The sequence below is a fragment of the Fibrobacter sp. UWH6 genome, from assembly GCF_900142465.1.
Taxonomy (GTDB): Bacteria; Fibrobacterota; Fibrobacteria; order Fibrobacterales; family Fibrobacteraceae; genus Fibrobacter.
Genome location: NZ_FRAX01000034.1, coordinates 1 through 14,489, shown reverse-complemented (window position 1 = coordinate 14,489; position 14,489 = coordinate 1). Strand labels below are relative to the sequence as shown.

General features: G+C 46.7%; 3 protein-coding genes and 1 pseudogene. All 4 read left to right on the top strand.

The genetic code is table 11. From position 1 onward, the window contains the following. A pseudogene (locus BUB73_RS18090) lies at positions 1-165 on the top strand (succinate dehydrogenase/fumarate reductase iron-sulfur subunit); the annotation flags it as partial. Positions 166-483: 318 nt separating this feature from the next. Further along, positions 484-1,413: a hypothetical protein gene (locus tag BUB73_RS16175; RefSeq protein ID WP_073287458.1), complete on the top strand. Its 930-nt coding sequence runs from the start codon at positions 484-486 to the stop codon at positions 1,411-1,413. Positions 1,414-1,423: 10 nt separating this feature from the next. Further along, positions 1,424-13,672 (top strand): LamG-like jellyroll fold domain-containing protein, encoded by a 12,249-nt coding sequence (locus tag BUB73_RS16170; RefSeq protein WP_073287455.1) that lies wholly within the window; start codon positions 1,424-1,426, stop codon positions 13,670-13,672. An 11-nt stretch (positions 13,673-13,683) separates the two neighbouring features. Continuing rightward, positions 13,684-14,349, top strand: a complete 666-nt coding sequence (locus tag BUB73_RS16165) for a hypothetical protein (RefSeq protein ID WP_073238875.1) — start codon at positions 13,684-13,686, stop codon at positions 14,347-14,349. Positions 14,350-14,489 lie beyond the last annotated feature (140 nt).

The following is a 14,489-nucleotide window of genomic DNA, read 5'->3' as shown; positions in this document are numbered from 1 at the left end:
ATGGTGGCACAGATGGACAAGGAAGGCTTTGGTAACTGCACCAACCTTTACGAATGCCAGGCTGCTTGCCCGAAGGGTATCACCGTGGATTACATTGCCAAGATGAACCGCGAATACCTCATGGCAACCGCTACCTACGCTGAAAAGGTGTACGGCAAGGATTAACAAGCCGAGCGAAGCGGTCGCCAAGCTTGCTTGAGCGACCATTTCCGAGGCGCAGTAATCCGCGCTTGAACCGCTTGCGGTGAAAGCGCCAGGATTAATTCCTAGCATGTCATCCTGAGCGAAGGCGCTTGCGCCGGAGACGAAGGATCTAGAACTCCGTTCGGGTTAAACTCCGACGGGGTTCTTTTTTTTGTGTGGGGTGTGATAATTAGTTGTTTTGCTGGCAAAATAGGAGAAATTTTAGATATATTTGTATGTGATGTACATCACATGTTCGTATGCTTTGCGGGCTGAACGGATGATGCTGGAGGTTTGATTATGATGAATAGAATTTGCGGATTGTTCGCAGGGGCTATGGTCGCTGTGTTGTGTGACGGGATGCTGGCTGGGTGCAGCGATAAGGAGGAATTTTGGTGGGATGATGATCGGAGTAATGCGAAGGTTGTAGGTTTTGTTGATGACTCGCTGGTGATTGTTGGCGATTTTCGTTTTTGGAACGAATCGACGGAACGGTGGAACGGAGAGTATTTGGATGGGCGTGGTGCGGGGAATCCTCGCCTTTGCCTGTACAATTACCGTGTGCAGGAGGGTGGACCGAGATGGTGCGATTCTCTGAGTGAAGAAAAATCTTCAGGCTGGTTTGGCGGGCAGATGACGGATTCCATTGTCTGGGGCGGCGTTCTCGGGGAGTACATAAAATTGTGGAAGATTGGGGATGAACCACATGAGATGAAAGTGAGTAAGTCCTTTGAAGGATGTAGCCAAAAGGTTAGCGTACAAAGAATTCACCAGTGGCTCGATGGAAAATTTATCGCCCTGGGTTCATATTCCATGAATTCAAGAACGTTTGATAATGCGCTTACGTCGCTGGATTCTGGAGCCTCGTATTGCCAATATGCTGTTTTGGATACGGTGACGCGGACGATTACGTACAAGCGTCTTGACGAAAAATTGAAGTGGATTGGAAAGTGCGACGACGTGAGGGCTTGGGGCGAAGATGTGTATTGCTTGAAATTGGATAAAGAAACTTACGATGCAGAGCTTTTTATAAATGATAATTTGAAATTTATTATGGAAAGAAATCAATATAAATTAGGAAATTATGCAAATGTTTCTTTTATGGGACCTTATTTAAAATTGCATCAAACTGTGTATAAATATCATGAAAAGGAGATAGAAAGAATGTCTAGTTTTAGTTCACAGGAAATCTCCTTTGGTGATGGAAAAGGAAATAATATAATATACTAGGATCAAAATAATGAAAAAATTGTTTTTGATAATGATGGCTTTATCCATCGTAGCTTGGGCTGTGCCCAAACCAATGGAAAGTATTGAAAATTACAACGTCCTTATGGTTCATGGTGCGTATGGTTGGGATAAGGGATTTATTTATCCCTTTATGTCGGAAGATTATTGGGATAATTCTTATGGGTATGAAGATTTTAAGTCTGAAATAAGGACTCGGCTGAATGATGTAATTGATGCCATGGATACAAATCTTCTTTCTGCGTACGAGAATACCTCTTTTTTGGGGGCGGCGAATCTTGGAGACTATTCCAAGGATAGTCGAATCACTTGGTGGTTAAGTAAAAATGTTTTTGAAGAAAAACCATCGGAAATAAAGCATCCAAAGGATTCTTACATTTATAACTGGCGTTCATTCTCCAATCCTGCAAATAGTTCCTTCAACAATGCGAGGGAGTTGGGTGATAGGACTTGGAATAAGGGAAACGTCGCCTTTGGCAAGGGAGGATTTGGACGTCGTCGAGCCTTGATGGAAGAAGCGCAAGAGGTGAAGGCTCGTTTTGTGATGGATGAAAACGACCCGAATAGCGATTTATATGGTCAAATAGCGCTCGATTCCATGCGCAATCATCCAGACCTCTACCACCAACTTGCTTCCCGTTACATCCTTATCGGTCACAGCATGGGCGGTGTCGTTTCTCGTGAATATGTGCAGGGCGACTATTACCATGATGACGTAGATAAGATAATTACCTTGGATAGCCCGCATGAAGGAACTGGGGCGCTGAATATGCAGGTGACAAAGGAAGCGAGAAATGGCTTGGGTGAGAATGCGAAAAATAAGTTTATTCAGGCTGCTGTTTTTTGTGGTGTTTTTGCTGGGGCATTGACTTTGGTTGCTTCGGAAGAGGTGGCTGTACACGTTGCTCTTTGGATGTCTGCTGGTTCTCTTCTTGCAAGTGACATAACTCCGTTTGCTGTAAGAACGTTTGCCCCGGAAATATATCACATGGAGGATTCTCTTGTCGCGTATGTTGACCCGAGGAATACTGGAACAAATACAATCTACTCGTTGAATCACAAATTGTATGATGTTGAACGGCAGCCGATGTACAGGCTTCTTTCTGGCAAGAATAGTTTGACATTTACGGATCCTGCACCGTCAAAGAACAGTCTTGGTGAAAACATCTATCGAGCGATAGTTCCAGATGCGATTTCGCTACCCTTTGAAAATATGTTTTCCCAATTTACGGGAAGGTCTGATGGAGTTTATTCCTATGTGAATGCCGCAAGTGCCATGTTGGCTGGTATTGTGGGCATATCGCTAAAGGATAATGGCAGTAGCATTGTTCCAGATACATCAAGTGAAGCTGTACACGTTGATGTTTTAAACAATCCTAATGTTGATGTGCAAAGGGCAGACTTCAATGCCGCTCCTAATGCGTCAAAATCGGATGCAGATCTTATATCTATGGTTTCCTTAAGTACGGATGCTGTGTTGGCATTGGATCTGATTGCAAAATTTGGTGGGTTGGGTGCTGCCAGCGCAACACTTGCAAAGGTCGCAATTGTGATTGCGTCCGCTAATAGTGTTGCGATGAAATTAGTTCCTGCTGCTGTGGCGGGATTTACGGATTTGGGTGAATCTCATACGATCCCTCTTTATTCGGATAATCTCGATACCATGAAGGTTTCGAAGAACACCTTCTCCCCGATTGGTTCGTCCGCGGGTTCTTCGTACACGCCATACCTCATGGAAGAATTCCTCTACGAGAAGCCTTTCGTGAACCTGGCGCTGAACGATTCGAGGACGATGGATAGTTTGTCCAAGATGAGCGAGTCGGCTCGCGAGTCGTCCACGCTGAACCGCAGCTGTTTCTACGGGGCGGATGTTGTCGATACGGCGCAACTTTGCGAAGCCGGGCTTTATGGAAAGATTGACTCGCTTGTGGCGAGAAGTGATGCACCGAAGGATTCCTCGGGTAAGTTTATTTACAATGGAACGAATGACAAGGGCGATTCCATTTATAACGACACTCTGCAATCTTATGGTTCCTTTAAGCGTCAGAATTATGCTGTTTTTCAGAATTCTCCCCTCAAGTTTAGCTCATCTTCCGACTGGTCTTCTGTCGGCATGAAGATGGATCGCTGGGAAAAGGTGGATGGTCTCTCCCCGGATGGCGATCTTGCGCCGAAATCCGTCCCTATCCGTCACGTGGAGCGTTACAACGTTCCCGCGATTACGGTGGACAACTGGATTGAGAAGTACTCCTTTGTTGTGGACGATTTGATGCCGCATCGTCTTCGTCAAATTCGCATGAATTTCAACTATCAGGAAGAACTCGCCTGGGAGTGTGATGTGACTAAGGACCCCGACGCAAAAGACGCGTGCGAAGTGTTCAAGCGCAGCGGCGGCGGAACGTGGGGCCATGTGAAATGGGTCAAGGATTCCGTGGACGATGGCAAGGGCGGCAAGGTCGCACGCTACGATTCGCTCAAGACCGTCCCGCACCCCGTAAAGAAGAACGGCCAGTTCGACTTTGTCCCTGGGGATTATGGTTACAACAACCTTCTCGCCATCCAAAAGGATAACCAGAATACCGTCACGATTTCCACGGTGAACAAGATAGGCCTCAGTAACACGCAGCGGTTCTACTACCTGTTCAAGGCGACGGACAATATGCTCAGCCCTGTTTGGCCTCAGCATAACGTTGTTCTGAATAAGATAAAGGGATTCAAATCTTACGCAAGCGCCCTGGGTTATCAGGGATTCAAGGTTGTAGGTGCCAAGGACAAGATGGTACTTGAATCAGGAGACTCGCTGGCGAATGCCGACACGCTGCGAGACATGAAAATGGATTATGAAACCGTAGTCGATATCAGTCGCGACTCCACGGGTAGCCTTCAAGATTTGTCCAGTGCGTACTTTACGTCAAAATGGAACGTCGAACACCCCACCGAAGGGAAATACCACTGGATGTTCGTGGCGGATATCCGTAACATGGAAGATGCTTCGGCTGAGGACGACTCGTTGAATACGTACAACGTATCGTTTAGCGTGGATACGACAGCGCCCGTGTTCAATATCAAGGCCGAATATGGAATTGTCAATCCGGACAGTCAGTCGTTCGTCGCGCGCTTTGCATGGGCGGACTCGTTGAACAGTCCCGATATCCGTGCCATGCGCGTGTCCCTGGAAAAGGCGAAAGGAAATTCCAGTAATTCTGGCTATTCGCGAGTGGCTGATTTCCCGGCATACTATGATGTGGCCACTCCGGAATTTGCGATACAGTGGAACGATGGTGTCCGCGCGTCCGTCAGGGGGAACGATGGCTTTTACCGAATCAAGGCTCTTGCGGTGGATAACGCCGTACCGGATTCAAGCACCTATTCCAAGATGAATAAGCTTGTTGCAGCGATTGCAGCGAATTCTGGAAATGTTGCAGAATCTTTATGGCCTACGGATAGCGATTATTTGAATGTCACGGCGGTATACGACACGTTCTTTGTCGATTCACGCAACCCGGAACTTGTCAATCCGCGGCTCGAGGCGACTACCGTATCTGGAAACTCGTATGCCCAGTTGCAAAACGAACGTCCGCCGCGCGACCAGTCCTATAGCTATGCGACACAAGATAGTTTGTTGAAAATTTCTTATGCTGTTCGAGAAGTCCTGGGTGGCCGTGACCGCGTCCCCGTGACAATTGCCTGGCAGTTCGTCCACGTTGGTGATACAACGAAAATCGACCATGCAGGCGATTCTGTTTGGGTGGAATCGGGCGATGTCGCAGATACGTCTTGGACGGAAACATCGAGTATGCGTTTTGAGGATGGCGACTACGAAATACGTGCCCTTGTGCGCGACGCCGCAAAGAATGGTACACTTTACAGATTCCAGAAAAAACTCCGTGTCGATAAAACCGAGCCGAATATCGAGAGCCTCGTAAGTACAAAACTTGTCTATCTGGATTCAAGTAAAAACTATTCTGCGAAGATTGTTGTAAACGAGAAGTTTGATGTAGCGTCGAATCGTACGGGGATGCGTTGTCATTATCGTGTGAATGGTTCCGGCAGAACGACCTCGTGGAAGAAAATATCGGACAATGTTTTGAAGAATGATTCGGTGACGTTCAGCCTGGATTCATTGGATGGTATGCGCGGTAAGTGCTATCTTGAGGCTGTGTGCATTGACGCAGCTGGCAATGCCTCGACGAAAACGGACCTTTTCTTCATTGGCGAACGGACTCCGATAATATCGTCTCCGCGCGATTCTGCTGTATATACCTCGCTTGTGGCCATTACGGGAGTCGCTCCGTCTGCAACGCCGTCAGATTCGTTGAATACAGTGTATAGATTGCGTTATGCCAATGTGGATTCCGTCAAGCTTGGAGATCCGCTTCACTGGGAAACGACCAACATTTTTGTTGTGTCTGCACTTCGTAACGATTCTTTGGGCCACGTGTCAAAAATATCTCAGAGTAACGATGGCGTGCTGGGGTACCTTGACCGCAAAATGAACGGAAAGGAACTTGAAGGTTCTTATGTTATAGAGCTTGGCACGTGTGCGGGAAATGAATGCGTAGACGGATCTGACAGTTTATGGAAAACGGACACAACAACGGTCTTTTTCGGAGAAAGCCGGGATGAACTGTTTGGTGACGAGCCTAAATGGCACTTCTCTTTGAATCCCGATACGGCATTGCACGTTGGAAGTGACTCTCTTGAATTGTCTCTTTACCTGTCTGGAAAGTTCAACGGCAGTTATTTCTTGCGAATCTATGCGGAAGATTCAAAACATATTGGCATGTTCGACGAGTCGGTATCGAAAGTATGGCGCAATCCTTACTATGGGATGCCGAACGATACCGAGTCAGATAGTTCTGCCGTATGGTTCTATGAATTGGATGGCGAATATCATTTGCTGTGGAAGGGACTTGCTGCTGGGGATACATTGAAAGTTTCCTATGATTCTGCGGGATTCAATAAAGAAAGAGATTATGAAAAGAGTGAAATTAGGCCGACTGCCTTTGACATGGGACTGTTCTCTTCGGTCATGAATTCCTATCTGGAGGATTTCCCGGAATGGATTCCTCCTTCGAAGGTCAATCATGAAATGTCTCTGTATGGGGATTCCGGGCATGTGGTGATGACTGCTACCGAAGCGTTCAAAGTTTCTAGCACGAGGCTTTTTGGTGATGCAACCCTGCCCAAGATGCGAGTCTATTTTGGAAGCAGTTCCGATGATGGCTTTTATTGGATTGCCGATGGTAGAGTCAATAGCGATACCCTTAATCCTCTTGTGATGGGGTGGACCGTAAACCCGCACTCCTATGGGCTTAAATACGCATGGCCCGGGACTACGGAAACGGGAAGGTATCCTGCGTCGGGCATGATGACTATTTATGTGGAGGCTACGGAAAATACTTCTTCGAATCCGCATGTGTTCCTTGATTCCGCGACAATTATGATTGTTCCAGATACCATGAAGATTGCTCTTGCAGATACCTTGCCGGACTTTATTCTTTTGAAGAATGACTCAACCACGGTATGCAAATCCGATACAAAAGGCGAGGAGTATTGCGAAAATAGGGTTCTGTGGTTAAAGACGATGGTTGCTAGATACGGAATCAAGAATAGGGACGCCAATGTGGGCATTTACGTAGTAAACGGATTAGATACAACAGAGTTGCAGAATATTTCCACTATGGTGCGTGCAAACTCTAATGACACCGCCTACCAAATTAGTTGGAATGGAAAGGATAGCCTGGGGCATGCCAAACTTGACGTGGGTGAACATAAACTTTTGATTATTGCTCATTCGACGGATGGTGAAAATTCTGATACGGCACAGGCGGTGTTCAATGTGAAGCATGCCGAGACAATGTTAGACATGACTCCGGACTATCCGAAAAACGAGAACATTACGGTTCCTTCCATTCATGTTGCGGAGGCTATGTACGACAACCAAGTCAACACATACCGTTATGAACCGGTTGCTGACTATCTGGTGAAGGCTAGTCTTGCTGGATGGAAAATGCCCGAATCCCTGCGTGATGGCGAAATTCCCCTGACGGGGAAGATTTCCGGGACACAAGAGATAATCGGCTATGAACCGAAGAGGTTTAGCCTTGCTATTAAGAGGCATAGGAAAAAATTGGATTTGGTGGTTGTGTCTCGACATACGGGAAAATTAGATGAAATTACAGGAAGAACGCAAAAGATCTGTTTCCCATTTTTGGGATGCACTGATGGACCCAGTTCTTGCGAAGAAACTGGCAATAAAGATTATGACATTATTAAAACAAATGTACTCCATTTTGATTCCGATCATAGAGATACCATTGTTCCTTTTGTATTGAATTATGGAGGAACTGGCTGGGGGTTCGACGGAAAAAATGGGCCGGAAAATGGCACTATTGATATTGTAGTTTTAACCTGGACAGATTATAGTGAACTTTTTAAAACTCCGCCTTTAGATTCGAATCATTTTAAAGCGGCTAAAAATAAATCAGTGTGGAAGTTGGAAAATTTCACTCCTAATAATTCTAAATATAAAATTTCTGGAACAAAATCAGATGGATTTGTGTCGGAATATAAGTCTGATTTAGGATGTAATGTCGTCACGAAAGATTCGATTTTAGACACTACATGTGTCTATGGAAGGTCTGGAACTACGGAAGGATATGATCCTAACAAAAATCTCTTCAGTCTTTCAATTTTACCAAATTCGGATAGAATGTTTTATTCAGGGAAAGATAAGATAAACACTCGTTGTGGTGGTAGCGATTGGCTTCGTTATACCTATTTACAACTTAACATTAAATTTGAAATACCCGATTCTTATTGGGATGCTGACTTCGGTATGGACAATCTCGTGAATCGCACGGTCCGTTTCGACCACACGAACAAAACCATATTCGGTAATGACGGCAATGGATACTGGGCTGCATTGGATAGTTTAAGATGGGTGGAAAGCGACGATTTCTTTGTCGGCATGGGTTCGTACCATGACGGAAACGAGTGGAAGTTCGACAAGACGTACGGCCTGTTGACTCCGTTTGAGACGCAAAGGCTGCATTATTTCCCGTCGAGCTATCTTGAGGGCGGACTGAACACATTCCTGTTTGCGGATGAGGACTCGACTTACTCGCAGGCGGCCCGTTTTGATTTGAGATTCTACACCCCAAGCAGTCAAGAGGACTTTTTTGAGGCTAAGGTACTGGGGGCCGTTGATGCCAATGAACCAACTGTGGATTGCAATTATGACCCCGCGACGAATGTCCTTGCGGCAATAGGCTCTCCAGGCTATTGCGAGATTAAGTATTCGGGGCGTTCCGATTCGGTCAAGCATACCCCGTATTTCGCCGCCAACACGAATGTGGAATTCTTTGTTGGTCGCAATACCCACTGGAGCTCGGTAAGGCATCGTGACACGATTGCGTACCCGGCAGCAAAAAGCTTAGGTGAACTTGTCAAGGATTCGACTGAAGCTTTCGGGGATTCTGTGTGTAAGGAAAATGATCAAGATTGGAATTTTGTGAATACCGGAATATCCCTTTGTTACAAGTATTATGATTTTGGATCGCATGCCCATTATTATTATGGCGATTACACGGATTCAACTTGGTCGTCATTGGTGACTAATGGTAATTCTATTATAAAGAATTTTGAAAATGCTGCAAGCTCTGTTCAGAATTTCTCTCAGAACATTTTGTATGGACTTAAAGTTTTGCCATCTAATATCGGGAAAAAAGATGTTGCGTTCAAAGTCAAGCCCGCACCGGGTGATTACGATGAAAGTACGCACCGATATGGCATTAAGTTTGATAGTGTAGTAAAGATAAATAGCGACCTTATTGGGAGTGGTGTCGTCGCTAAGGTTGAATCACTTAAGGTGAATTTGAATGATATTCATGTTCCCGATTCCATTCTCAAGGGAGAAATGCTTTATATTGAAGCTGATTCGTTTGTAGTGGATACGTTCTACCGCATGTCAAAGGATCCCCTTGCGAGATCTCCGATTCGTCCCAAATCAGAAAAATTGACACGGAATCAGATTTATCGAGTTGACGATGATTGGGTGAACAATGTTGTTGTAACCAATGTAGAATTGCTGCAACTTGATTCCGGAAAGCATTCACATTTGCGTATTGACGGAACATTTCCGGATTCTACAGATATGATTGTGAAATTTAAGGATGCAGACTCCATTGTTGTCAAGCGCCCGAAGGAATTAGTTGAAGTCAGGGCCTATTTGGATAGCGGGGTGAATTATCGCTTGGTGTATTTAAATGGAGATGCTTTCTATACGTATCCAAAGTCTATGCTTGATTCTGCATGGAGAGATTCCTTGAAGGCTGATTCAAGTGGGTGGTATCGACTTGGCTGGTTTAATGTGAACAGGTTGCAGGGGAATACTCAGCTTATGCTTTTGTGGGGCGATGACAATGGAACCATGTTTAACTTTAGCAAGTTTGATATGATTGTCGGGCGTGCAATAAAGGCGTCAGATGGTGGCACGGTTAAATCTTTGTATGAGGAAGTCAGTGTGTCATTCCCGACAAATTATGTTGCCGAAAATGAGGGAAGAAATATCACCGTCCGTACGGTTGATGCAACGGATTACTCTTTTGAAGTGTTCAATAATCTTGCTCTCAAGGGCCCGATTGTTGAAGTTCTGCCCTCAATGACTTTTGAAAATAAATCGGCGCTCCCACGTGTTCAAATGAAAATAAGTCGTGAAGAAATGAACGCCTTGCATGCAACTCCGCAGACACTGAGACTGTACAAGGTTGATTTTGATAAGAAGAAGTTTGTGCCGCTTGAAAATGCATTGTATGGCTATCTTGACAAAGATGGAAAGCCTCTTGTGGAAGGGGCTTCCGATACAGTAGCAACGTGTTCTACTGTGACGGATACCCGTTGTTATACAGATAAGGTGCAGTGGGCTTACCTTTTGATTTCCGCCGAAACGCAAACCTTCTCCGTGTTTACGGCGATGGATTCGGCTATTGCGGAAACGCCAAACTTCAGCGTGACCGTCCTGCCTGAAATTGCTACTTCGGTCAATCGTACAGTCCGTGTGGATGGCATATCGAGATTCCGTCTTTATGTTGATGATGACTCATTGTGGGCGAACCATGACGATTCCACTCCGCCAGTTGCACTTTCGTTTACCGCCGATTCCAATGGCTTCGCGCAAATTACTTTGCCGTCTCGTGGAAAAGACATTGACTCCAGTTACGTGTTCGTGGTTGCGTTGAGCGAACCTGATTCTGTAGGTGTTTCCCGCGAACTTCCCGCAGCGCCCGCCGTCGCCCGAGCCTTGACAGTGAATACGCGGTTTGCCTGTTCCGTTCCATCGGATTCTCTCTGGCTTGGCCTTGACAACGGCTACATGGCGTATGGCGCAAGTTGTACGCATCCGGGCTATGGCCTAGTGTCCTTGTATAAAGATGGTCGTATTGCGGCTGAAATCCGTGGCGAAATCCCGGATACCGTGGTTTATGACGGAAGCAAAACATCTGGGGCGTCCCGCATGGGAAAGATTGCTTCGGACGTTTACGAGTCCCGCTATGTGGGCGTTTCGGCACTTGGCATGGATATGCAGTTGGCTGGGCCTCGCGTGTACACGGATTCCGCACGTCCGGTCATTGAAAACTGGAATGTGCTGGATACTTCCGAGGCGCTCAACAGAATATTCAGGATAAGGGCTCGCGTTCGTGATTCCGAGAGTGGCGTCGCGAAGGTTGTCGTCACACCGTTGCTTGGCGGGGATTCTCTCCCTGTGATAAATGCGGCGCCCGATATCGCCGGTGATGTTGATGTTTCCGTGCGTATTTCCCGTAAAAAGCTGACGCAGTGCGTGGGATGCAAGTTCTCGTTCAGCTTCCGTGCGGAGGATTATGGACACAACTATGTTATGCGAGAATATTATCACGACGATCTTCTGTATCCGTTCCCGACGGAACTTGCCTTGTGGTACCCGGCCTACGAAGGATGGGGAAAGACTGTCCACGAATTTACCGGTTCGGGCCATAATCTTGACCTTTCCAAGATGAAATCTCCGTGGAAATCGGATGTTGGCCTTTATTTTGGCACAATGAAAGATCAGGCAACTGGCATTGGTCATGTCAATTTCGAGACGACGAAGTCGTACTCATTTGAGGCTCGATTGAAGGTTGGCTATACGGATCTGCATATGCGTCGTGTCTTTGGCTTCGAAGGCTATAATGGCCTGAACATTGAACTGCGGAATCGCGGAAAGATGCTTTGCCTTGCTGAAAATTCCCTAGTGAAGTGCGCGCGAAATGCTCTGCTAGATGCGAAAAATTGGAATCATGTGGTTGTTTCTGTGGATTCCTCCGACATCCGGTTCTACGTGAATGGAGAACTGGCTCATGTCGAGGATATTTCCTCAAGCGAAATTGCGGGTGTGGAGCGTGAACTTTATGGTTCGTTCTCCATGGGTCAAGGAGATAGCCTGTCTTATATAGGCAATGTCGCGGATGTCCGCATGTACGGCAAGGCGCTCAGTGCCGACGAGGTCTATGCGCTTTCTGTACCGGTCTCCAGGGAGGACGACGTTGGCGAGGAACCGCATATAATCGTGGTTGCCGTGGGTGACATGAATCCTGGATTCGGAGCGGAACGTCAGTTCTCGTGCTCTGTGGCCGGGAATAAGTATCTTGACGCTTCGTCTACGGCAACGGTCGAGGTTCCTGTCAGTGTGGAATATGCGGGTGTGTACAAACTGATGATGTATGTGCGCTCTGCGTCGCAGAATACTGCTCAAGTCTCGGTTGGCGAGGGGTCCGCACTTCTTGGCGGCTCAATCAATGTTGAACCTGTTTGGCGTGCCGCGTATGTTTCTGGAGTAAGTCTCAATCTTGCTGCCGGTGTGCATACATTGCGTTTGAATCTCCCTGCAGGCTTGCAGGTGGGCGGCTTTGCGCTCACTTCGACGGAAGTGAATCCGTCCTCGATTGCCTGGGGTGTAAGTACAGGTTCTCCGGTTCCCTCAGCTTCCAGTGATTACGCTGTGAAGGTCAAGTCCTACTTGCGTTACGAAGGCTACCCAGAAACATCAACGCTTCGCCCACGCATTCGTTTGAAGAATGTGTCGAGTGAACCGGTGAACGGATTTTACGTGCGCTACTACTTCCGTGGCGAAGACGCTTCGCAGGCTAAAGCGGATCGTTACTGGCCGAACGAGAATGTGTCGACGTTCCCTGCCGTATACTCCGAGAGCGCCAATACGGGTTATGTGGAATGGAAGTTTACCGAGACGATTCCTGTTGGCGGAACTGTATTTGGCGGAGATGGCCCGCATTTTGGCCTCTACAATGCGGACTACATTCCGTGGGATGCGTCCGATGATCCTTCGTTCATCGACCCGAATTCGGGCTTGAATGTAAATGTTGAGGGTTTCTACGAAGATGCTGGCATTATCGTTTTGGACAGCGACAACAACCTAATTGGTGGTTCCTGCGCCGAAATGGAAGATCCCGTATCGCCAGAAACCAAGGTTCGCGTACTTGCTGCCGATGTGCGCGGAGATAACCAGGCGAGCGAAATCCACATAAAGGTTGAAAATGTAGGCAACGTTGCATTGAAAAACTTCGACGTTCGCTATTACTTCTTCGTGGAGGAAGGACAGGCTCCAGATTACGAAATCTACGACATGTCCGAATGCTCTACGGCTTCTATCGAAAGCCTTGGTTCTGGCCGTTGGCAGTTGACTGTTCATTGCGATAAATTGCTTGCTATGGGCAAGTCTTGGCAGAATCCGGTGAAGGTCGCCCTGCATTTGCCTAGTTGGGCTGCGAAGTGGAACGTAAACAACGATCCGAGTCACGACAGTCTCGGAATGGCGATGCGAGAGTTTCACAACATTTGTGTGTTCGATTCCACGGGGTATATGCTTTATGGCAATTCGCCTGCATGGGTGTTACCTGCTTCGGACGAGGGCAGCCCTGATTCCGTTTATAATGTTGATTTCGGTTATCAGGCTCCGGACAATTCCATACCCGTTGTTCGCACACAGGACGGCTTGGTTGTTATACTGGATAGTTGGGTATATGTGGAGTTTAGCTTGGTAACTGCTATGGGGACGCCAGTAAAGTCAATATTCAATGGAACTCTCGCTCCGGGAGAGCAGTTGGTGCGCGTAGACTGGACTGGTATTGACATGGGAAAAACGTATTTGATGCTCAAGGTGAATGGTGCTATCAAATCAACGAAAAAATTATCTTTGCTTTAAGGAATTGAATTATGTATAAAGCAATAAGAACTTTTGCGATTGTTGTTCTTGCAACATTCCAAGTCCATGCACTTAGCTTGCAGACTGTGTTCGATAACCAGAAAAAGGCCGCCTTTCCGGATACCTGTGAAATGCAGATGCGAACAACTGTTACGCTTCCAGGCCAGACCGCGCAGGTTGTGAATATGGCGCTGCTTACCGCTGGTGTAAACAAGTCCATTACCACAATCAAGTCCAGCATGATGCAGATGGAAGTGGTCCAAAATAACGGTCGCATGAAGGTGACGGACTTGAAAACCGGGAAAAAACTCCCGACGCAGAACATGCCCGCTCAGAATCCTGCGGATGTGAATAAGCAGATGGGCTCTCCTGAAGACTACAATAATCCTATTGCAGAAGGAAGCCTCTGGAAAATTATGCCTAAGGATGCCTCGAAACCGACATTGTACTACTCGCAGAAAAACAAGCGCGTGATGAAGATGGAAGTAACCGTGAACGGCGCAAGTTCAATAAGCGAATTTGAGTATTGCGACAATTCTTGCGAACTTCCCGGTACACTCAAGAAAGTGACAATAAAGACGGCTGTTCCGCAGGGTGGTGGAAGTACAGTCATTATTGAAGTACTGAAGGCTAAACAAAGGCATGTATTGCCGATGAAAATGTTTGATGTGAAATAGTTTTCTTAGAAATATATTCTATGTTTGAGGGAGTATCCAAAAGGACCGAATCTGATCCTGCTTTCGAAGACTGCAAGAAGCAGACCGCAGAAAAGATTTCCAAGCTCCTTTCCATCAAGGGTCACCGCACTGTTAACGAT